This window comes from Pseudomonas sp. MWU349, from assembly GCF_017947325.1.
Taxonomy (GTDB): domain Bacteria; phylum Pseudomonadota; class Gammaproteobacteria; order Pseudomonadales; family Pseudomonadaceae; genus Aquipseudomonas; species Aquipseudomonas protegens.
This window is the reverse complement of the sequence record NZ_JAFEVP010000001.1, coordinates 1,423,558-1,444,327: the sequence shown is the minus strand read 5'-3', so window position 1 is coordinate 1,444,327 and position 20,770 is coordinate 1,423,558. Positions and strand designations below refer to the sequence as shown.

Here is a 20,770-nt window from a genome sequence, read left to right as displayed (position 1 = left end):
GGGGCGGTTGGGGTCAGAAGGAGCGGATGATCCGCCCCAGGGTTTCCATGGCCTTTTCCGCGGCTTCGTTCCAGGGGCTGCCATAGTTCAGGCGGATGCAGTTGCGAAAGCGCTGGGTTGGGGAAAAGATCGGCCCCGGGGCAATACTGATGCCTTGGGCCAGGGCCATCTGGAACAGTTTCAACGAGTCCATCTGCGGTGGCAGTTCCAGCCACAGGAAGTAGCCGCCCGCCGGTTGGCTGACCCGGGTCTGGGCCGGGAAGTAGCGGGCGATCGCCGCCAGCATGGCGCTCTGCTGTTCTTCCAGGGCATAGCGCAGCTTGCGCAGGTGGCGGTCGTAGCCGCCGTGCTGCAGGTAGTCGGCAATCGCCGCCTGGGCCGGCATCGAGGCACACAGCGAGGTCATGAGTTTGAGCCGTTCGATCTTCTGCGCATAACGCCCGGCCGCGACCCAGCCGATGCGGTAGCCCGGGGCCAGGCTCTTGGCGAAGGAGCCGCAGTGCATCACCAGGCCCTCGGTGTCGAAGGCCTTGGCCGGTTTCGGTGCCTGCTGGCCGTAGTACAGCTCGGCGTAGACGTCGTCTTCGATCAGCGGCACCTGGTGCTGGCGCAGCAGCTCCACCAGCTCCTGTTTCTTCGCCTCGGGCATGCTCGCGCCCATGGGGTTCTGGAAGTTGGTCATGCACCAGCAGGCCTTGATCGGGTGCCGCTCCAGGGTCTGGGCCAGCACCCCGAGGTCGATGCCGTCGCGTGGGTGCACGGGGATTTCCACCGCCTTGAGCTTGAGCCGCTCCAGCACTTGCAGGCTGGCGTAGAAGGCCGGAGCCTCGATGGCCACCAGGTCGCCCGGCTCGGTCACCGCTTGCAGGCACAGGTTCAGCGCCTCCAGCGCGCCGTTGGTGATCAGTAACTCCTCCATGGGCAGCATCAGCCCGGCCACCATGTAGCGCAGGGCGATCTGCCGGCGCAGCTGAGGATTGCCCGGGGACATGTCGGTGACCACCACGCGCGGGTCCATTTCGCGGCTGGCGCTGGCCAGGGAGCGCGACAGGCGCTGCAGGGGGAACAGGGTGGGGCTGGGGAACGCCGAGCCGAAGGGCACGGTGCTCGGGTCCTTGATCGAATCGAGCACCGAGAACACCAGTTCGCTGACATCGACTTCGGTGGATTCGTTGACTTCGCTGCTGATCACCGGCTCCGAGAAGGGGCTGGGCGCGTGGGCATTGACGAAGTAGCCGGAGCGCGGGCGGGCGCGGATCAGGCCGCGACGCTCCAGCAGGTAATAGGCCTGGAACACCGTCGACGGGCTGACCCCGTAGGTCTGGCTGGCGTAGCGCACCGAAGGCACACGCTGGCCCGGCCCCAGGACCCCGGAGCGGATCAGTTCGGCGATGTCATCGGCGAATTTTTCGTAGCGTTTCATCTGCGGTTGAGGATCCAGTCTGGTCATCGGGTCGACATATCTGCGGTGGCGAGGGAGTGGCAAGCGCCGCCAGCGGGCTGGCGGCGGGTGTCCGGTTCATTGGCTCCGGGGCCGGCCCCGGGGGGAGCCGGCTCCCTCGCCAGGGCATTCTAGAGGCTCAGCGGTTCATCGGCGCGACAAAACGACTCTTGGCCACGGCGTAGACGCCCGGGTCATCGCTGTCGCTGACCTTGAAGCTGATGGCCTGGGAGCTGCTCTGCGCCTTGTGCTGGGTCATCGCCACGGACACTGGCAGGTCGATGATTTCACCGGGGGCCAGGCTCAGTTCGGTCTTGCCCTGCAGCTCGAAGCCTTCGCCATCCACCAGGGCCAGGTGGTACTGCTGGCGTTCCTGGGTCTTGTTGATGATCTTCAGGCTGTAGATGTTCTCGATCTGGCCCAGGGCGTTCTCGCGGAACAGGCCGCGGTCCTTGCTCACGTCCAGGGACACCATGGGCCGCTGCACCAGGGCCAGGGCCAGGGCGCCGATCATCACCAGCAGCACCAGGCTGTAGCCCACCAGGCGCGGACGCAGCAGGTGGGTCTTGCCGCCTTGCAGCTCGTGTTCCGAGGTGTAGGCGATCAGGCCGCGGGCGTAGCCCATCTTGTCCATGATCGAGTCGCAGGCGTCGATGCAGGCAGCGCAGCCGATGCACTCCATCTGCAGGCCGTCGCGGATGTCGATGCCGGTAGGGCAGACCTGTACGCACAGCTGGCAGTCGATGCAGTCGCCCAGGCCGACATCGGCAGGCTTCACATCACGCTTGCGCGGGCCACGGCTTTCGCCGCGCACCGGGTTATAGGAAATGGTCAGGGTGTCCTTGTCGAACATCACGCTCTGGAAGCGCGCATAAGGGCACATGTGCATGCACACCGCCTCGCGCAGCCAACCGGCATTGATGTAGGTGGCCGCGGCGAAGAACAGCACCCAGAACAGGCTCAGGCCGCCGATCTGCAGGGTCAGCAGCTCCTGGGCCAGGGGGCGGATGGGGGTGAAGTAGCCGACGAAGGTCAGGCCGGTGAGCAGGCTGATGGCCAGCCACAAGGTGTGCTTCATGGCCCGGCGGGCCAGCTTGTTCAGGCTCCAGGGCGCGGCCTGCAGCTTGATCCGCTGGTTGCGCTCGCCTTCGGTGACCTTTTCGCACCACATGAACAGCCAGGTCCACGAGCTTTGCGGGCAGGTGTAGCCGCACCAGACGCGGCCGGCGAACACGGTGATGGCGAACAGGCCGAAGGCGCAGATGATCAGCAGCGCCGAGAGGAGGATGAAGTCCTGGGGCCAGAAGGTCGCGCCAAAAATGTGGAACTTGCTCTCGGCCAGGTCCCAGAGCACCGCCTGGCGGCCGCCCCAGTTCAACCAGACCGTGCCGAAGAACAGCAGGAACAGAAAACCCGCGCCGGTCATGCGCAGGGTACGGAACAAACCGGTGAAGCTGCGGGTGTAAACGTGTTTGTCGGTGGTCTTCGACTTCATCTGTTTAGGTTGTGAAGGTTCGAAGGTTTCTACTAATCGGACGGGGATTCTTTCGCTCATGGTCGTTCGCTCATCAGCCTCCATCAGGCCGGGCAACTATGACCACGGATCTGTTTGCATAACAGACTCAGGTATTTGATAAAAAACCGGATCAGATGGCTCTTTGCAGCGCCCCTGCGACAACTTGCCGTACCCCCTCAGGTACCACCAGGGAAGGCTGCAGGCCGTGCTGGCACAGGGCCGCGGGGTGGGCCCTGATCCAGGTCAGTCAAATCACCGAATCACCTTCACTGGCTTTTAGATGGCGCCGACCGTCGGTGGCGCCTGCTACGGTCAATGCGTCGGCTTCTGCTTCGGTGATGTAGACCCGCTCGCCCCCCAGGTCCACCGCCGACATCGACTTGGCGCTGTCGGTGATGATGGTCACGGCGCTGGCCGGGAGGTGCTGGTGCAGGGTATCGGTGTCGAAATAGCAGGTCTGGTTTTCGATGCGCAGGCTCATGGCGGTTACCTCAAGGCAATGGCTGTACAGGTTAGGGCGCAGGGGCTGGCCAGGGTTCGACGACGGCGATCAACGGTGGCAGGGCAGGCGCTGGCGGGCGGGGCACAGGCTTGTGTAACGAAGGTGTCCGTGGGGTTGGCAGCCGGCTAGGGGGCCTCTTCGCCGCCAGGCCGGTTCCTGCGGTGCTGGTGCTGGCGGCACCTTTTGCTGGCGAGCGCGGTCCATCGCACAGGAACCCGCAGTGGGACGAGGAGCGCTCGCATGAACACCTGGTGGCAAGAAGTCTGGCTGACCCTGCAAGACGAATTCGCCGATATCGGCGATGCCCGGCAACTGACCCAGATCACCCTGCGCCTGCTGGTGGCGGCCCTGCTGGGGGGCATTCTGGGCTTCGAACGCGAGCATCAGGGCAAGGCCGCCGGGGTTCGCACCCACATGCTGGTGGCCATGGGCGCGGCCCTGTTCGTGCTGGTGCCGAGCCTGTCCGGGGCCCAGGCCGATGCCATGAGCCGGGTGCTCCAGGGGGTCATCGCCGGGATCGGTTTTCTCGGCGCCGGGACCATCCTCAAGGGCCATGAAGAAGACCAGGGCCAGCACGTCAAGGGCCTGACCACCGCCGCCGGGCTGTGGATGACCGCCGCCATCGGCGTGGCCGCCGGCATGGGCCGCGAGGCCACGGCGGTGCTCAGTACCTTGCTGGCGCTGATGGTCTTCAGCCTGATGCCGCTGATTGTCCGGCGCCTGGAAAAGCGCCAGGACGGCTGAGACTCCGGGCCGACTCACGCCGCTGTCTATGCTTGCTGGCTGGGCAGGTGCCCGGGCTCAGGCGCTGACCACCACCGGCGGCATCGTACTGGGCGGGTCGCCCTTGGGTGGCGGGGTGCTTTCCGGCGGTTCCTGCTCGGGGATCGGCTCAGGCTCGCTGGGGGGCAGGGTCGGTTGGTCGATGTTGGGATCGGGGGTTTCTGCCGGGATCGGGATAGTCATCGCGCTGGCCTCCTTTGTGCTTGCAGATGCACGGGCTCTTCTGGTGGACCGCAGCGGCGCGGATTTGATTCCCGCCGCTTGGCCGACCAATCGCGCTGAACTTTCGCCGCAGGCTTTGGCTCGGAACCTAAGTGCATTGATTCACCGGGGCCGCGGCCCCGCCACCAGAGCGTCGAAGACGTGAAAAAGGGGTGATGCTCGATGACTGTAGAAAAACCGACCGAACAGCAATACCAGGCGCACCTGCCGTTGTCCCAGGCCCTGCTGCTGCCGCGCATTGCCATTGAGAGTGTCCGCCCGGTACTCGACGGTGGGCAGTTCGCGGTCAAGGCGGTGGCCGGCCAGGAGGTCGAAGTGACGTGCAAGGTGTTCGCCGACGGCCACGACAAACTGGCGGTGCGGGTGCGCTGGCACAACGAGCAACAGGACAGCTGGGCCAGCCAGGCCCTGGAAGACCAGGGCAACGACGGTTGGCTGGGGCGTTTCACGGTGCCCGAAGTGGGGCGCTACCGCTTCTGCATCGAAGCCTGGATCGATCAGTTCGCCAGCTTCTGCTACGAGCTGGAGAAAAAGCACCTGGCCGGGGTAGCGGTCAGCCTGGAACTGCAGGAGGGCCGCAGCCATGTGCAACAGGCCGCCGAGCGCAGCGAAGGGCCGCTGCGCGAGCAGTTGCTGGCGTTGCAGCGCGAGCTGTCCGGGTTGCTGGAGGCCGAGCAGGTGGCGCTGTTTCTCAGTGAGTCCAGCGCGCGCCTGATGGCCGAGGCCGATCACCGGCCCTACCTGAGCCTGAGCCCCGAGTACCCGCTGGATGTGGAGCGGCTACAGGCCCAGTTCGCCAGTTGGTACGAGCTGTTTCCCCGCTCGATCACCGACGATCCGGCCCGCCACGGCACGTTCAACGACGTTCATTCGCGGCTGCCGATGATTCACGACATGGGCTTTGACGTGCTGTATTTCCCGCCGATCCACCCCATCGGCCGCAGCCACCGCAAGGGGCCCAACAACTCGCTGACCGCAGGCCCGGACGATCCCGGCAGCCCCTATGCAATTGGCAGCGAGGAGGGCGGGCACGAGGCCATTCACCCGCAACTGGGCAGCCGGGAGGACTTCCGCCGGCTGCTGGCGGCAGCCGCCGACCACGGCCTGGAGATCGCCCTGGACTTCGCCATCCAGTGCTCCCAGGACCACCCCTGGCTCAAGCAGCACCCGGGCTGGTTCAACTGGCGCCCGGACGGCACCATCAAATACGCCGAGAACCCGCCGAAGAAGTACCAAGACATCGTCAATGTCGACTTCTATGCCGCCGAGGCCATTCCCAGCCTGTGGCTGGAACTGCGGGACATCGTCATCGGCTGGGTCGAGGAGGGGGTCAAGACCTTTCGCGTGGATAACCCCCACACCAAGCCGCTACCGTTCTGGCAATGGCTGATCGGCGACGTGCGCCGCCAGCACCCGGAGGTGATCTTCCTCGCCGAGGCCTTCACCACCCCGGCGATGATGGCACGCCTGGGCAAGGTCGGTTACACCCAGAGCTACACCTACTTCACCTGGCGCAATACCAAGAGCGAGTTGTCCAGCTACCTGGCCGAACTCAACCAGCCGCCGTGGCGCGACTGCTTCCGCCCCAACTTCTTCGTCAACACCCCGGACATCAACCCGCCGTTCCTGCATGACTCGGGGCGCCCGGGGTTTCTGATCCGCGCGGTGCTGGCCACCATGGGTTCCGGGTTGTGGGGCATGTACTCCGGGTTCGAGCTGTGCGAATCGGCCCCGGTGCCGGGCAAGGAGGAGTACCTGGATTCGGAGAAATACCAGATCCGCCCCCGGGACTTCTCGGCGCCGGGCAACATCATTGCCGAGATCGCCCAGCTCAACCGCATCCGCCGGCAGAACCCGGCGCTGCACAGCCACCTGGGGCTCAAGCTGTACAACGCCTGGAATGACCACATCCTGTATTTCGGCAAGCGCAGTGGCGACAACTTCGTGCTGGTGGCGGTCAGCCTCGACCCGTTCAACCCCCAGGAGGCGCATTTCGAATTGCCGCTGTGGGAAATGGGCCTGGCCGATGACGCCCAGACCCAGGGCGAGGACCTGATGAACGGCCACCGCTGGACCTGGTACGGCAAGACTCAGTTCATGCGCATCGAACCGGCGCAGCCCTTCGGCATCTGGCGCATCACCGCCCCATAGGAGCCGGCTTGGGCCCGCGCGCCTTGTGCAGGCCCGGCCGGCACCTTCGCTGGCAAGCCAGCTCCCACGGTGGGGCGTGGTTTGTGGCAGCTGCGAATTCAATTTTTTCAGGAGTCCGACATGGCCAAGAAACCTCGCCCCACGACCTTTATCAAGGACCCGCTCTGGTACAAGGACGCGGTGATCTACCAGGTGCATGTGAAGTCCTACTTCGATTCCAACAACGATGGAATCGGCGATTTTCCGGGGCTGATCGCCAAGCTCGACTACATCAAGGACCTGGGGGTCAACACCATCTGGCTGTTGCCGTTCTACCCCTCGCCGCGGCGTGACGACGGCTACGACATCGCCGAGTACCGCGGGGTCAGCCCCGACTACGGCACCCTGGCCGATGCCCGGCGCTTTATCGCCGAGGCCCACAAGCGCGAACTGCGGGTGATCACCGAGCTGGTGATCAACCACACCTCCGACCAGCACCCCTGGTTCCAGCGGGCACGCAAGGCCAAGCCGGGCTCGGCGGCGCGCAATTTCTACGTGTGGTCCGACGACGACCAGAAATACGACGGCACGCGGATCATCTTTCTCGACACCGAGAAGTCCAACTGGACCTGGGACCCGGTGGCCGGCCAATACTTCTGGCACCGCTTCTACTCCCACCAGCCGGACCTCAACTTCGACAACCCCCAGGTGATGAAGGCCGTGCTCTCGGTGATGCGCTACTGGCTCGACATGGGCATCGACGGCCTGCGCCTGGACGCCATTCCCTACCTGATCGAGCGCGATGGCACCAACAACGAGAACCTGCCGGAGACCCACCAGGTGCTCAAGCAGATCCGCGCCGAAATCGACGCCAACTATCCGGACCGCATGCTCCTGGCCGAGGCCAACCAATGGCCGGAAGACACCCAGCTGTACTTTGGCGATGTCACAGGCAGCGACGGTGACGAGTGCCACATGGCCTTCCACTTTCCGCTGATGCCGCGCATGTACATGGCCCTGGCCCAGGAGGACCGCTTCCCCATCACCGACATCCTGCGCCAGACCCCGGAGATCCCGGCCAACTGCCAGTGGGCGATCTTCCTGCGCAACCACGATGAACTGACCCTGGAAATGGTCACCGACCGTGAGCGCGACTATCTGTGGAACTACTACGCCGCCGACCGCCGGGCGCGCATCAACCTGGGGATCCGCCGGCGCCTGGCGCCGCTGATGGAGCGTGACCGGCGGCGCATCGAGCTGCTCAACAGCCTGCTGCTGTCGATGCCCGGTACCCCGACCCTGTACTACGGCGACGAAATCGGCATGGGCGACAACATCTACCTGGGGGACCGGGATGGCGTGCGTACGCCGATGCAATGGTCCATCGACCGCAACGGCGGTTTCTCCCGGGCCGACCCGGCCAGCCTGGTGCTGCCGCCGATCATGGATTCGCTGTACGGCTACCCGTCAGTCAATGTCGAGACCCAGTCTGGCGACCCCCATTCGCTGCTCAACTGGACCCGGCGCATGCTGGCGGTGCGCAAGCAGTCCAAGGCCTTTGGCCGCGGCAGCCTGAAGATGCTGTCGCCGAGCAACCGGCGGATCCTGGCCTATACCCGGGAATACACCGGGCCTGACGGCAAGCAGGAGATCATCCTGTGCGTGGCCAACGTCTCGCGCAGCGCCCAGGCCGCGGAGCTGGACCTCTCGGCGTTCGCGGGCATGGTGCCGGTGGAGATGCTCGGCGGGAACGCCTTTCCACCCATCGGCCAGCTGAATTTCCTCCTGACCCTGGCGCCCTACGGTTTCTACTGGTTCGTCCTGGCGGCGGAAAACCAGATGCCCAGCTGGCACGTGGAACCGGCCCAGAGCCTGCCGGATTTCACCACCCTGGTGCTGAAGAAACGCCTCGAAGAATTGCTTGAAGCGCCATCGCGCACCACCCTGGAGCACGAAGTACTGCCCAACTGGTTGCCCAAGCGGCGCTGGTTCGGCGGCAAGGACAGCGCCATCGACCAGGCGCGGATCGCCTACGGCGTGCGCTTTGGCGACCCGCAGCACCCGGTGCTGCTCAGCGAGATCGAAGTCACCAGCGCCGGGCGCAGCGAGCGTTACCAGTTGCCGTTCGGCCTGTTGGCCGAAGAGCAGATCAACAGCGCCTTGCCCCAGCAACTGGCCATGGCCCGAGTGCGCCGCGGGCGCCAGGTGGGGCTGATCACCGACGCCTTCGCCCTCGACAGTTTCGTGCGTAACGTGCTGCAGGCGCTGCAGGGCGCGACCTGCCTGGACAGCGAGCAGGGCCAGATCCGTTTCGAGGGCACCGCGCAGCTGGCGGCGCTGGGCCTGGGGGCCGACGCCGAGGTGCGCTACCTGTCGGCAGAGCAATCCAACAGCTCGGTGGTGGTGGGCGGCAGCCTGGTGCTCAAGCTGATCCGCAAGGTGGCGGGGGGCATTCACCCAGAGCTGGAAATGAGCGCCTTCCTCACCGCTGCCGGCTTTGCCCACATCTCGCCGCTGCTGGGTTCGGTGCTGCGCCGCGATGCCCAGGGCGAAGACCATCTGCTGATGATCGCCCAGGGCTACCTGAACAATCAGGGCGATGCCTGGGAGTGGACCCAGAACAACCTCGAGCGGGCGATCCGCGACGAGCTGGCCGAGGCCATGTCCGAGCAGGAGCAGCACTACAACGCCCTGGGCGAGCTCCAGGATTTCGCCGGCCTGCTGGGCCAGCGCCTGGGGGAAATGCACCTGCTGCTGGCGGCCCCCAGCGACAATCCGGATTTCGCTCCCGAGCACGCCACTGCCAAGGATGCCCAGGCCTGGAACCACCAGGTTGCCGAGCAACTGGAGCGCGGGTTGCATCTGCTTCAACAGCACCAGGCGGAGCTGGCGGCAGGGGAGCAGAAATTGCTCGGCAAATTGTTGCAGCATAAGGCGCTGATCCTGGGTCACATCCAGCAACTGGCCAAACAGTTGGTGGGGGGCGTGCGGATTCGTGTCCACGGCGACCTGCACCTGGGGCAGGTACTGGTGATCAAGGGCGATGCCTACCTGATTGACTTCGAGGGCGAGCCGGCCCGGCCCTTGGCCGAGCGCCGCGGCAAGCACAGCCCCTACAAGGATGTCAGTGGAGTCCTGCGTTCCTTCGACTACGCGGCGGCCATGGCCCTGGAGGCACCGGCGGTGGACGGCGCGCAAGGTGCGGCGGCGGGGCGGCGCAAAGTGGTCACGCGCTACCTGGCCGAGGCGCGCCAAGCCTTTGTCAAGGCGTATCGGCTGGCGACGGCTAATCTTGCCCATGGCTGGCAGGACCCGGCGGCGGCGGATGCCGCCCTGGCACTGTTCAGCCTGGAGAAGGCCGCCTACGAGCTGGCCTATGAAGCGGAGAACCGTCCCGCCTGGTTGCCTGTGCCGTTGCACGGCCTGGTGGGGCTGTTGCGTGAACTGAAACCCTTTTCCGATATTGAGAGTGGTGGAGAGCAGTCATGAGTTTCTCGAACAAGGAACAGGGAAAGCAGCAACCGGCATTGCTTCCTTCGGCCAAGGCTATCGACGCCCTGGTACGGGCCGAACACCGCGATCCATTCGCGATTCTCGGGCCCCACGGCGATGGCGCCGGCGGGCAATTCATCCGCGCTTTCCTGCCCGGGGCGCTGAGTGTGCAGGTGCTGGACCGCGACCAGCAGCAGGTGCTGGGCAGCCTGCAAGCCGGTGAGGTGCCGGGGCTGTTTGTCGGGCACTTCCCCGAGGCCCGGCCCTATCTCTTGCGCATTCAATGGGCCGGGGGCGAACAGGTCAGTGAAGACCCCTACAGCTTCGGCCCCCTGCTGGGGGAGATGGACCTGTACCTGTTTGCCGAGGGCAATCACCGCGACCTCAGTTCCTGCCTGGGGGCGCAACTGACCACCGTGGACGGCATCGACGGCGTGCGTTTTGCGGTCTGGGCACCCAATGCCCGGCGGGTCTCGGTGGTGGGCGACTTCAATATCTGGGACGGGCGCCGGCATCCGATGCGCCTGCGCCATCCCTCCGGGGTCTGGGAGCTGTTCATCCCGCGCCTGCAGGCGGGCGAAGCCTACAAATACGAGATCCTCGGGCCCCAGGGCATCCTGCCGCTCAAGGCCGACCCCATGGCCCTGGCCACCCAGTTGCCGCCGGATACCGCCTCCAGGGTCGCGCCGCCCCTGGCCATCGACTGGCAGGACCAGGAGTGGATGCTGGCCCGTGGCGAGCGCCAGCGGGTGGACGCGCCGCTGTCGATCTATGAGCTGCATGCCGGTTCCTGGCAGTGCGAAGTGGACGACCTTGGAGAAGTGGCCCGCCAGTACAGCTGGGCCGAACTGGCCGAACGGCTGATTCCCTACGTCAAGGACCTGGGGTTTACCCATGTCGAACTGATGCCGATCATGGAGCACCCGTTTGGCGGCTCCTGGGGCTACCAGCCGCTGTCGCAGTTCGCCCCCAGCGCCCGCTACGGCAGCCCGCAGGATTTCGCAGCCTTCGTCGACGCCTGCCACCAGGCAGGCATCGGGGTGATTCTCGATTGGGTGCCGGCGCACTTTCCCACCGATACCCACGGCCTGGCGCAGTTCGACGGCACTGCACTGTATGAGTACGGCAACCCCCTGGAGGGCTTCCACCAGGACTGGGACACCCTGATCTACAACCTGGGGCGTACCGAAGTGCACGGTTTCATGCTGGCTTCGGCGCTGCACTGGCTCAAGCATTTCCATGTCGACGGCCTGCGGGTGGATGCCGTGGCCTCGATGCTTTACCGCGACTATTCGCGCAAGGCCGGGGAATGGGTGCCGAACCGCCACGGCGGCCGGGAAAACCTCGAAGCCATCGATTTTCTGCGTCACCTCAACGACGTCGTGGCCCTGGAGGCCCCGGGCGCCCTGGTGATCGCCGAGGAGTCCACCGCCTGGCCCGGGGTCAGCCAGCGCACCGACCAGGGCGGCCTGGGCTTTGCCTATAAATGGAACATGGGCTGGATGCATGATTCCCTGCATTACATCCAGCAAGACCCGGTGTACCGCGCCCACCATCACAACGAACTGAGCTTTGGCCTGGTGTACGCCTGGTCCGAGCGTTTCATCCTGCCGATCTCCCACGACGAAGTGGTGCACGGCAAGCACTCGCTGATCGACAAGATGCCTGGCGATCGCTGGCAGAAGTTCGCCAACCTGCGGGCCTACCTGAGCTTCATGTGGGCCCATCCGGGCAAGAAGCTGCTGTTCATGGGGTGCGAGTTCGGCCAATGGCGCGAGTGGAACCACGATCAGCAACTGGACTGGTACCTGTTGCAGTACCCCGAGCACCGCGGGGTGCAGCAACTGGTGGGGGACCTCAACCGCCTGTATCGCCAATACCCGGCGCTGCACGATCAGGACGACGTGCCCCAGGGGTTCCAATGGCTGATTGGCGACGATGCGATCAACAGCGTCTATGCCTGGTTGCGCTGGAGCAAGAGCGGCGAACCGCTGCTGGTGGTGGCCAATTTCACCCCGGTGCCCCGCCAGGGCTACCGCGTCGGTGTACCGGTAGCGGGGCGCTGGAGCGAATTGCTCAACAGCGATTCGCAACTGTATGCCGGCTCCAACTACGGCAACGGTGGCGAGGCCTTCAGCGAAGAGCAGAGCAGCCATGGCCAGGCGCTGTCCCTGGTACTCAACCTGCCACCGCTGGCGGTGCTGATCCTGCGCCCTGACAGTTGACCCAGGCGTCCTGTAGCCGCTGCCGAAGGCTGCGAACGCTCTGGGCGGCGCTCCGGCGCTGGAGCGCAGGGTTTGCGGGGAAGGCAAAGGCTCGTCTGAAGATCGCCCCGTCAACCCGTTACAGGGAGTCGGCGGCCTCGGCGATCAGCGCGGCTACGGGCCCGGGCTGGGAGGCCAGGGAGGCGTGGCTGGCGTCCAGGTGGATGACCTTGCGGGCGTTGAGCCGGGCGGCCATGCGCTCCTGGTTCGCCGGGGCGATCATGCGGTCGGCACGGGACACCTGGTACCAGGAAGGTTTGTCGCGCCATGCCGGGGCCCCCAGGGCGTCCCCGAAGGTGCTTGCCAGCGGTGCCTTCTGGGTCAGGCCCATGACCAGCCCTTCCTGGGGGCTGAGGTCCTGGCAGAAGCTCTGCTGGAAGCGCTCCGGACGCACCCAGAGGTAGCCGTCGCTGTCGGGCGCCAGATTGGCGGCGGCTTCAGGCGGGAACTCCTGGGTCAGGCCACCGGGGCTTTCACCCTGGTCCGGGGCGAAGGCGGCGATGTACACCAGGCCCGCGACGTTCGGCGCATGCCCGGCCTGGGTGATCACCGCGCCACCGTAGGAATGGCCCACCAGCAGCACCGGCCCCGCTTGCTGGGCCACCAGTTTGCGGGTCCGTTCAACGTCTTCGGCAAGGGAGGTCAGGGGCAGTTCCACGGCGCGGATCTTCTCGTAACCGCGGTTCAGCAGTTCGACGATGACCCGGTTCCAGTGGGCGGCACCGCCCCAGAAACCGTGGACCAGGACAATCGTGGGTTGCTCGCTCATCGCTTGATTCCTTCTATAGGCTCAAGGTTGGCCCGAAGGCGGGCGCCCCCAGGCTCGGGTTCGGGGGAAAGCATGGTCGACTCTGGCGCGAATACGGCTATTTATTCATGAATTCTGATGTGCGGCCCCAGGCGGCAGGTGCACTTCCACCGCCAGCGGCAGGTGATCGGAGAGATGGGTCCAGGGCTTGTGCCCGAGGATCTGCGGGCGGTGGCTGTGGGCGTTGCGCAGGTAGACCCGATCCAGGCGCAGCAGTGGCCAGCGGGCCGGGTAGGTCTTGGCCGGGCGGCCATGATGGCGTTCGAAGGCTTCGTGCAGGTCGTTGCGCCGGCCCAGGGTAGCGTTGCCGTGCATCTGCCAGTCATTGAAGTCGCCGGCGATGATCACCGGCGCCTCCTCGGGCAGGGATTCGAGCAACTGGCCCAGCAGCGCCAGCTGCAACTGGCGATGGCTTTCCAGCAGGCTCAGGTGCACGCAGATGGCATGGACCTCGGCGTGGCCGGGCACATCCAGCACGCAGTGCAGCAGCCCCCGGCGCTCGGGGCCGGTGATCGACACATCGAGGTTGCGGTACTGGCGGATCGGAAACTTCGACAACAGGGCGTTGCCGTGATGGCCATCGGGGTATACCGCGTTGCGCCCGTAGGCGTAGTCGCTCCACATGCTGTCGGCGAGAAACTCGTACTGCGACTGCTGAGGCCAGTTGTCCAGGCGCGAGGCATGGCGCTCGTGCTCGCCCAGTACTTCCTGGAGAAACACCAGGTCGGCCTGGGTACTGCGCACGGCCTCGCGCAGTTCCGGAAGAATGAAGCGGCGGTTCAGGGCGGTGAAGCCCTTGTGGGTGTTGACGGTCAGAACACGTAACCGCTGGACCGCCTCGGGGTTGGGCTGGCGGGTGGAATCGCTGCTCACGCGGGCTCCTTGGAATCAGTGGCGGTTACAGATGGGACTGGCGAGCGGTGCGTGCGTTCAGCTTATTTTCTACCCGCACAGGCCTACATCAGGATGATCTCGTAGGGCAGGCGCAGGCGCTCCAGCAGTACCGGCGACAACGACGGCTCCAGGCCGATCTCCGGTTCGCCCTGCAACTGGCTGGCATAGGCGTGGGCGGCGTGGCGCTTGCGGGCCACGGTCCAGGTGTCCAGGCGCAGCTTGCGCGCACGTTGCCAGGGTATGTGATGCTCCTCGCGAGCCGCCCAGTGCCAGGCCCAGATCGGAATCTCATGAAAACGCGCACCCACCAGGCTCGCGGCCTCGGCCGTGGCCCGGCCCACGGCTTCGTGGTCGAGGTTGCCGTCGGCGCGCCAGGTGCTGAACACCACGTCGGTGTCGCGCAGGTAGCGGCAGATGAAGGGCACCAGTTGGTGTTCCCGTTCGCTCAAGGCGCTGTCGGCAAAGCCGCCGCGGATCCACTTCAGGCTGTGCAGGGGCAGTCCCAGGCGACGCAGGGCTTCGGCGCTTTCCTGGGGGCGGAACACGCTCAGGCGGCGCTTGGGCCACAGCTCCGATCCGGGATGGCTGGCGCTGCCGTCGCTGATGGAAATCAGTTGCAGGGGGTGCCCGTGGTGGGCCAGCACTTGCAGCAGGCCGCCGCTGGCGACCACTTCGTCACCGGGGTGAGGGGCGACTATCACTGCCCGGGAGCCGGCCGGAACCAGGTTGGCCAGATTGATGGCCGGCACCTCGGCCAGGCTGCGGGCACTGTTCCAGATCTGGCTGGGCCAGTTGCTGTCGATTGCGGGTATGGCTTTCATGGGGTGTCACATCCCTGTTTTCCGGGCCACGGCAATGGCGGTTGAGCCTCCGTTGAGTCGCGACCCTGGGTTTGCACGTACGCTGATTCCTTGGCACTTGCCTCAGCGTGAAGTACCGGTGCCCATACCTTTGGCACACCGTGATTCGCAGGTAATCATACACAGCCTGGAGCCTTGCACGCAGTGCCAGCCCAAGCTTATTTGCGGATTACCAAGCCCGTCACAGGGTAGACGGCAATTGTCGCCCCGCAGAGGCGCACCGACCAATGCCATGCTGTACTTCACAGCCCTGTGCAAGGTTCGTTCAGGCCCCTGAGGTAATCGCCGAACCCACCTTTGGCCCGCGAATCCAGGCGCCCGCTGGTAATCACTTGCGGATGCCGGCTCCAGGCGATGCTGGCGCCACAGCGCTGCAGCTGCCGCACCAACTGCACATCCTCGTGACAGGTCAGCGCCTCGAAACCACCGGCGCGGACATAGGCTGCGGCGCTGATGCCGAGGTTGGCGCCATGGATGTGCCGGTGGCCATCGCCGTCCTGATAGGCATCGTGATAGCGGATCTGCGCCTGCGGTTCGAAACCTTCGCTCCAGCGGTCGACGGTGACGGTGCCGCAGACGGCGTCGGCGCCCAGGGCCAACTGGGCCACCAGCCAGTCTTCGGGTACGCGGCTGTCGGCATCGGTACAGGACAGCCAGCGGGCGCCGGCCTGCAGCAGCAACTGCGCGCCCGCGGCCCGTGCCCGTCCGACATTGCGCACCTGCAATTGCAGGTGTTGCACGGCGAACTGGCGGGCGATGTCCAAAGAACCGTCGGAGCAACTGTCGAGTACCACCAGGATCGCCACGTCTTCATTGAGCAGGGGGTGGCTGGCGGCTTTCAGGGCACAGCGCAGGCAATCGGCCAGCAGTTGCTCCTCGTTATGGGCGGGTATCACCACTCCGATCATCGTAGGCCCTCCAGGGTCGCGACCGAATCCGCTTCGCGGCCCCAGAGGTCGAGTAGAAAGTCCGCTTCCTGGTGTTCCAGCAAGCGTGGCAGTTGCAAATGGCGATGCAGCAGTTCGTGCACCTGTCCGGCGTCCAGGGGGCACTCGGCAATGGGCGGACGCCAGTGGCAGGCCAGTAGCTGGCCATCCGCGGCCAGGGAGCCCAGGGCCCTGGCCACGAGTTGCGCCAGGTCGGCGGCGTCCAGGTAGTAGCCGATTTCGCTGATGACGATCAGATCGAAGGGGCCGTTGGGCCAGTCCCGGGGCAGGCGGCCGTGTTCCACCCGGGCGTGGGGGAAGGAGCGTAAGCGCTGCCGGGCCAGGTCCACCGCATTGCGCGCGGTGTCGCAGGCCAGCAGGCTGTCGCAGCGGCTGGCCAGTTCGGCGCTCAGTTCGCCGTTGGCACAGCCGGGTTCGAAAATGCTCCGGTAGTGGCGGCGCGGCAGGCTGGCCAGGGTGATCGCACGTTTGCGCTGTTCATACCAGCGCTGGCGAAAGGCCCAGGGGTCCTGGTCCCGGGCGAACAGCCCTTCGAAATAGCGAGTGTCGACACTCATAGGAACACCACCTCAAAAGGTTGCAGCAGACGCTCGATGATGTGCGGTGCCAGCACGGGCGCCAGGCCGATCTGCGGGTCGCCCTCCAGTTGGCTGGCAAAGGCGTGGATGGCATGGCGCTTGCGGGCCACCTGAGCGGGGCTGAGCAGCACCTTGCGGGCACGTTCCCAAGGCAACTGCCGGCCCTCGGGATCGGCCCAGTGCCAGGTCCAGATCGGCAGTTCCTTGAGGCTCGTACCCACGGCCCGGGCGGCCAGGGCGCTGGCCCGGCCCACGGCTTCGTGGTCGCAATGGCCGTCCTCGCACCAGGTGCTGAACAGCACGTCACCGGCGCGCAGGCAACCCTGGATGAACTGCGTCAGGGCGGCTTCGTCCCGGGCGACGCGGCTGTCCTCGAAGCCGGCGCGCAGCCAGGTGATGCGCTGCAGCGGCAGGCCCAGGCGGCGCAAGCCTTCGGCGGACTCCTGGGGCCGCACCTGGCTCAGGCGCTGCACCGGCCAGCGCCGGGAGCCGGGATGGCTGGCGCACCCATCGGTGACCGAAATCAGCAGCAGCTCACGCCCCTGCGCCGCCAGCAATTGCAGGAGGCCGCCACAGCCGAGGATTTCATCGTCCGGGTGCGGGGCCACAATCACCGCCCGTGCTCCTTGCGGGACCAGGGTTTGAATGTCCACCGCGGGCATGGCCTGCAGTTGCGAGGAGGCCTGCCAGGCCCGCAGCGAGGTGCCGCGACCGACAATCGGATTGGCTTTCACAGCTGCCAACCTCCCGGCTCCGCTGCCGCGTGGGGGGCATTGGCCAGCTGTTGCCCGAGAAGGGCCAAGTCACGCTCGGCATGGCTCTGGCGGATGAACACCGGCAGGTCCGCCAGCAGCCGGGCGAAGTGCCGGTCCAGGCAGTAGGGGCCGGCGCCCAGCGCCCGGCCGACGTGGTGCAGCACGCTGTCGACGCTGGCTTCGGTCACCGCCCGGGCGCGCCGGGCCAGCAACTGGCAGTTGGCCTCGGGCGCCTGATCCAGCTGCCGGGCACTGTGGCGCAGCACGCAGGCGGCCTGATGCAGCGCGCTGTCCACTGCCCCCAGGTGGGCCAGGGCATGGGGTTCGTCGCGTTTGGCGCAGTGTTCGCGCAGCGGGCGGGCGATGGCCTGGGCGGCCCCCAGCCAGCAGGCGGCGATGCCGATGGCGCCTTGCCAGAAGCCCGGGCGCTGCAGGTAGTCATCCGGCCCGCCGACCCAGTGGCCATGCGCCTCGTGGAAGTTAACCCGCTGGCTGCCGGTATTGGCCATGCCCACCGCTTGCCAGCTGCCGCACTCGACCTGCACCCCGGGCTGGTCCAGGGCCACCGCCACCAGGCGTTGGTGGCCGGCGGCGTCCCAGGCGGTGAGCAGGGCATGGCTGAGCACCTCGGCCCCCGAGCACCAGGCCTTGGTGCCGCTGAGCCGGCAGTGCGGGCCATCGGCAACGGCGTGCACCCGGGCCTGGGGCGGCTCCGCGGCCCAGGTGCCCCAGGTGGTGCCGGGAGGCACGGCGCAGCCCAGTTCCGCCATGATCGCCAGGGCGTCGGTGTGCCCCTCGTAGAGCTTGCACAGGCCCAGGTCATGGCCGGCGACCCTGGCCAGGGCCTGCCAGCGTTGCAGGGTGGCACCCCCGGCGGGCAGCGGCAGGCGGTCGAGCCCGGCGCCCACCAGGGCTTCCAGGCACAGGCCCAGGGCGCGGGTGTCGGCGTGCCCCAGGTCGGCGGAGTGATGCAGGAAGCCTTGCAGGTCCATGTTCAGTCTTCTTCCTCATGTTGCAGTTCGAACAGCAGCAGGGAGCGCCCGGTCACCGAATACTCGTGGCCGAAGGCAAAGCGTTCCTGGCCGCGCACCGCCGGCTGGTTGGTGTCGAGCATGCAGGTCCAGAACTCCCCGGCGGGCACCTGTGGCAAGCGGAAGTTGACGATGTCGTGGTGGGCGTTGACCACCAGCAGCAGGGTGGCGTCGGCCCCGGGGCGACGGATCCCGGTTTCCTGGGCGCGGCCGTCCAGCAGCATGCCCAGGCAGCGACCATGGGGGTCCTGCCAGTGCTCGGTGGTCATCTCGCTGCCGTCGGGGGCCAGCCAGGTGACGTCCTTGACCCCGATGTCCTCGTTGTAGCTGCCCACCAGGAAGCGCCCGCGCCGCAGGATCGGGTAGCTCAGGCGCAGCTTGATCAGGCGCTTGACGAACTTGAGCAGGGATTTGCCGTCGTTATCCAGCTCCCAGTTGACCCAGCCGATCTCGCTGTCCTGGCAGTAGGCGTTGTTGTTGCCGTGCTGGGTGCGGGCGAATTCGTCGCCGGCCACCACCATCGGCGTGCCCTGGGCCAGCAGCAGGGTGGCGAAGAAGTTGCGCATCTGGCGCAGGCGCAGGGCGTTGATCTCGGGGTCGTCGCTGGGGCCTTCGACGCCGTGGTTCCAGGACAGGTTGTTGTTGCTGCCGTCCTGGTTGTTCTCGTCGTTGGCTTCGTTGTGCTTGTCGTTGTAGGACACCAGGTCGTGCAGGGTGAAGCCGTCGTGGGCGGTGACGAAGTTGACCGAGGCGTAGGGCCGGCGGCCGCGCTGGTTGAACATCTCGCCGGAGGCGGTCATGCGCCCGGCAAAGTCCGCCAGCTGGCCGTCATCGCCCTTCCAGAAGGCGCGCACGGTGTCGCGAAAGCGATCGTTCCATTCCATCCATCCCGGCGGGAACTTGCCCACCTGGTAGCCGCCGGGGCCGCAATCCCAGGGCTCGGCGATCATCTTCACCTGGCGCAGCACCGGGTCCTGGCGGCAGGCCACAAGGAAGCTGTGGCGCTCGTCGAAACCGTCGTGGTAACGCCCCAGAATGGTCGCCAGGTCGAAGCGGAAGCCGTCCACGTGCATTTCCGTGGCCCAGTAGCGCAGCGAGTCGGTGACCATCTGCAACACGCAGGGGTGGCTCAGGTCCAGGGTGTTGCCGGTGCCCGAATCGTTGATGTAGAAGCGCTTGTCGTCGGGCATCAGGCGGTAGTAGGAAGCGTTGTCGATGCCGCGCATGGACAGGGTCGGGCCTTGCTCGTTGCCTTCGGCGGTGTGGTTGTAGACCACGTCCAGGATCACCTCCAGCCCGGCTTCGTGCAGGTGGGCGACCATTTCCTTGAATTCGGCGATCTTGCCGCTGGCCAGGTAGCGCGGGTCGGGGGCGAAGAAGGCGATGCTGTTGTAGCCCCAGTAGTTGGTCATGCCCTTGTGCAGCAGGTGCTGGTCGTTGACGAAGGCGTGGATCGGCAGCAGCTCCACCGACGACACCCCGAGCTTGCGGATGTGCTCCAGCACGTCGTCCACCATCAGCCCGGCGAAGCTGCCCCGCAGGTTCTCGGGCACCGAAGGGTGGCGCATGGTGAAGCCGCGCACATGGGTCTCGTAGATGATGGTCTTGTCCCAGGGCACGCTGACCCGCTGGTCGTTGCCCCAGGTGTGAGCCGGGTCGATGACCTTGCACTTGGGCACGAAGGGCGCGCTGTCGCGCTCGTCGAAACTGAGGTCGGCGTCTGGGTGGCCGATGGTGTAGCCGAACAGCGCCTCGGACCATTTCAGTTCGCCCACCAGCTGCTTGGCATAGGGGTCGATCAGCAGTTTGTTGGGGTTGAAACGGTGACCGTTGGCCGGGTCGTAAGGGCCGTGCACGCGGTAGCCGTAAATCAGCCCGGGGTGAGCGTCGGGCAGGTAGCCGTGGAAGATTTCGTCGGTGTATTCCGGTAGTTCGATGCGTTCGAGTTCCACTTCACCGGCATCATCGAACACACAGAGCTCGACCTTGGTGGCATTGGCCGAGAACAGCGCGAAGTTGACCCCCAGGCCGTCCCAGGTGGCGCCGAGGGGGAAGGGCAGGCCTTCACGAATGCGCGAGGGTTCGCTTTCGGAAGTGGCGGTGGGCTGTTTGGATCTGCTCATGGTTGCTCCTGCAGTGAGACGGTGAGAGGCCGGGCCCTTTCTTCAGGGCGAACGCGACCCTTATGGCGCGCGGGGCGCGCCACGGGTTGACAAGGACGAGACGGCTGGCGGGTTTCAGTTAGCCGGCGGTTTGCGCGGTGCTCGGGGTTTCTTTGCCGCGGCGGTTTTTTCTCCCGGGGGGACTACCACGGCGGCGGCCGACTTGGCCTTGGGCTTGGCCGGGCTCTTGGCGGCGGGCTTGGCGGTCGCAGGCTTGGCCTTGCCGGCCTTGGGTGGCGTTGGAGCCAGGGCTTCGGCCTCGGCGAGCTTGCGGGCCATGTCCCAGTGTCGGGCTTCCTGGCCCTCTGGCTTACCTTCCGACTCCCATATCTGATAAGCGAATTCACGAATGCGTTTGTCGTCGGTACTCATCGCAATGCTCCTG

Annotated in this window: 17 protein-coding genes; 4 read left to right on the top strand and 13 right to left on the bottom strand. The window is 66.1% G+C overall.

Annotation, left to right across the window (positions count from 1 at the left end; genetic code table 11):
• Positions 1–13: 13 nt before the first annotated feature.
• From mapR to KCG88_RS06235, 3 genes are all read right to left on the bottom strand, one after another.
• Positions 14–1,423 carry a GntR family transcriptional regulator MpaR gene (gene mapR, locus KCG88_RS06245; RefSeq protein ID WP_011061157.1) on the bottom strand — a complete coding sequence of 470 codons (1,410 nt, stop codon included), beginning with the start codon at positions 1,421–1,423 and terminating at the stop codon, positions 14–16.
• Positions 1,424–1,580: 157 nt separating this feature from the next.
• Entirely contained in the window at positions 1,581–2,996 is a 1,416-nt protein-coding gene (ccoG, locus tag KCG88_RS06240) for a cytochrome c oxidase accessory protein CcoG (RefSeq protein WP_210711984.1), read from the bottom strand.
• A 208-nt stretch (positions 2,997–3,204) separates the two neighbouring features.
• Positions 3,205–3,438 (bottom strand): DUF3203 family protein, encoded by a 234-nt coding sequence (locus KCG88_RS06235; RefSeq protein ID WP_047286372.1) that lies wholly within the window; start codon positions 3,436–3,438, stop codon positions 3,205–3,207.
• A gap of 261 nt (positions 3,439–3,699) precedes the next feature.
• Here KCG88_RS06235 and KCG88_RS06230 point away from each other — a divergent pair, with 261 nt between their 5' ends.
• Complete coding sequence (locus KCG88_RS06230) at positions 3,700–4,203, top strand: MgtC/SapB family protein (protein WP_210711983.1); 504 nt, start codon at positions 3,700–3,702, stop codon at positions 4,201–4,203.
• Between the two features lie 57 nt (positions 4,204–4,260).
• On the opposite strand, the gene KCG88_RS06225 is transcribed toward KCG88_RS06230, so the two are convergent.
• Positions 4,261–4,425 (bottom strand): hypothetical protein, encoded by a 165-nt coding sequence (locus KCG88_RS06225; RefSeq protein ID WP_199521964.1) that lies wholly within the window; start codon positions 4,423–4,425, stop codon positions 4,261–4,263.
• 201 nt (positions 4,426–4,626) lie between these two features.
• On the opposite strand from KCG88_RS06225, the gene KCG88_RS06220 reads away from it, so the two are divergent.
• The 3 genes from KCG88_RS06220 (at position 4,627) to glgB (ending at position 12,311) form a co-directional block, all read left to right on the top strand.
• On the top strand, positions 4,627–6,615 hold the full coding sequence (locus KCG88_RS06220) for an alpha-1,4-glucan--maltose-1-phosphate maltosyltransferase (RefSeq protein WP_047286374.1): 1,989 nt from the start codon (positions 4,627–4,629) through the stop codon (positions 6,613–6,615).
• A 120-nt stretch (positions 6,616–6,735) separates the two neighbouring features.
• Positions 6,736–10,083 (top strand): maltose alpha-D-glucosyltransferase, encoded by a 3,348-nt coding sequence (treS, locus tag KCG88_RS06215; protein WP_210711982.1) that lies wholly within the window; start codon positions 6,736–6,738, stop codon positions 10,081–10,083.
• The gene (gene glgB / locus KCG88_RS06210) at positions 10,080–12,311 is read left to right on the top strand and encodes a 1,4-alpha-glucan branching protein GlgB (protein ID WP_047286376.1); all 2,232 of its coding nucleotides are present in this window, start codon (positions 10,080–10,082) and stop codon (positions 12,309–12,311) included. Before treS ends, glgB begins: the two co-directional genes overlap by 4 nt.
• A 118-nt stretch (positions 12,312–12,429) precedes the next feature.
• Here the strand turns inward: glgB and KCG88_RS06205 are convergent, their stop codons facing one another.
• From KCG88_RS06205 to KCG88_RS06165, 9 genes are all read right to left on the bottom strand, one after another.
• Positions 12,430–13,119 (bottom strand): alpha/beta hydrolase, encoded by a 690-nt coding sequence (locus KCG88_RS06205; protein ID WP_015635519.1) that lies wholly within the window; start codon positions 13,117–13,119, stop codon positions 12,430–12,432.
• Between the two features lie 105 nt (positions 13,120–13,224).
• Positions 13,225–14,031, bottom strand: a complete 807-nt coding sequence (locus KCG88_RS06200) for an endonuclease/exonuclease/phosphatase family protein (protein ID WP_047336720.1) — start codon at positions 14,029–14,031, stop codon at positions 13,225–13,227.
• 83 nt (positions 14,032–14,114) lie between these two features.
• Positions 14,115–14,873, bottom strand: coding sequence for a PIG-L family deacetylase (locus KCG88_RS06195; RefSeq protein ID WP_047286379.1), 759 nt, complete (start codon positions 14,871–14,873; stop codon positions 14,115–14,117).
• A 281-nt stretch (positions 14,874–15,154) separates the two neighbouring features.
• Positions 15,155–15,820, bottom strand: a complete 666-nt coding sequence (locus tag KCG88_RS06190) for a glycosyltransferase (RefSeq protein WP_210711981.1) — start codon at positions 15,818–15,820, stop codon at positions 15,155–15,157.
• Positions 15,817–16,416: an SAM-dependent methyltransferase gene (locus KCG88_RS06185; RefSeq protein WP_047286381.1), complete on the bottom strand. Its 600-nt coding sequence runs from the start codon at positions 16,414–16,416 to the stop codon at positions 15,817–15,819. The genes KCG88_RS06190 and KCG88_RS06185 overlap by 4 nt, the downstream gene beginning before the upstream one ends.
• Positions 16,413–17,171, bottom strand: coding sequence for a PIG-L family deacetylase (locus tag KCG88_RS06180; protein WP_210711980.1), 759 nt, complete (start codon positions 17,169–17,171; stop codon positions 16,413–16,415). Before KCG88_RS06180 ends, KCG88_RS06185 begins: the two co-directional genes overlap by 4 nt.
• Positions 17,168–18,184, bottom strand: a complete 1,017-nt coding sequence (locus KCG88_RS06175) for an acyl-CoA dehydrogenase (protein ID WP_047336722.1) — start codon at positions 18,182–18,184, stop codon at positions 17,168–17,170. The genes KCG88_RS06180 and KCG88_RS06175 overlap by 4 nt, the downstream gene beginning before the upstream one ends.
• Positions 18,185–18,186: 2 nt before the next feature.
• The gene (glgX, locus tag KCG88_RS06170; protein ID WP_047286384.1) at positions 18,187–20,346 is read right to left on the bottom strand and encodes a glycogen debranching protein GlgX; all 2,160 of its coding nucleotides are present in this window, start codon (positions 20,344–20,346) and stop codon (positions 18,187–18,189) included.
• A gap of 114 nt (positions 20,347–20,460) precedes the next feature.
• Positions 20,461–20,757 carry a DUF2934 domain-containing protein gene (locus KCG88_RS06165; RefSeq protein ID WP_047286385.1) on the bottom strand — a complete coding sequence of 99 codons (297 nt, stop codon included), beginning with the start codon at positions 20,755–20,757 and terminating at the stop codon, positions 20,461–20,463.
• Between the last annotated feature and the right edge of the window lie 13 nt (positions 20,758–20,770).

Coding starts and splice junctions, on each gene's coding strand:
- mapR (WP_011061157.1), bottom strand. CDS start 1,423: ATGAAACGCTACGAAAAATTCGCCGATGACATCGCCGAACTGATCCGC.
- ccoG (WP_210711984.1), bottom strand. CDS start 2,996: ATGAGCGAAAGAATCCCCGTCCGATTAGTAGAAACCTTCGAACCTTCA.
- KCG88_RS06235 (WP_047286372.1), bottom strand. CDS start 3,438: ATGAGCCTGCGCATCGAAAACCAGACCTGCTATTTCGACACCGATACC.
- KCG88_RS06230 (WP_210711983.1), top strand. CDS start 3,700: ATGAACACCTGGTGGCAAGAAGTCTGGCTGACCCTGCAAGACGAATTC.
- KCG88_RS06225 (WP_199521964.1), bottom strand. CDS start 4,425: ATGACTATCCCGATCCCGGCAGAAACCCCCGATCCCAACATCGACCAA.
- KCG88_RS06220 (WP_047286374.1), top strand. CDS start 4,627: ATGACTGTAGAAAAACCGACCGAACAGCAATACCAGGCGCACCTGCCG.
- treS (WP_210711982.1), top strand. CDS start 6,736: ATGGCCAAGAAACCTCGCCCCACGACCTTTATCAAGGACCCGCTCTGG.
- glgB (WP_047286376.1), top strand. CDS start 10,080: ATGAGTTTCTCGAACAAGGAACAGGGAAAGCAGCAACCGGCATTGCTT.
- KCG88_RS06205 (WP_015635519.1), bottom strand. CDS start 13,119: ATGAGCGAGCAACCCACGATTGTCCTGGTCCACGGTTTCTGGGGCGGT.
- KCG88_RS06195 (WP_047286379.1), bottom strand. CDS start 14,873: ATGAAAGCCATACCCGCAATCGACAGCAACTGGCCCAGCCAGATCTGG.
- KCG88_RS06190 (WP_210711981.1), bottom strand. CDS start 15,820: ATGATCGGAGTGGTGATACCCGCCCATAACGAGGAGCAACTGCTGGCC.
- KCG88_RS06185 (WP_047286381.1), bottom strand. CDS start 16,416: ATGAGTGTCGACACTCGCTATTTCGAAGGGCTGTTCGCCCGGGACCAG.
- KCG88_RS06175 (WP_047336722.1), bottom strand. CDS start 18,184: ATGGACCTGCAAGGCTTCCTGCATCACTCCGCCGACCTGGGGCACGCC.
- glgX (WP_047286384.1), bottom strand. CDS start 20,346: ATGAGCAGATCCAAACAGCCCACCGCCACTTCCGAAAGCGAACCCTCG.
- KCG88_RS06165 (WP_047286385.1), bottom strand. CDS start 20,757: ATGAGTACCGACGACAAACGCATTCGTGAATTCGCTTATCAGATATGG.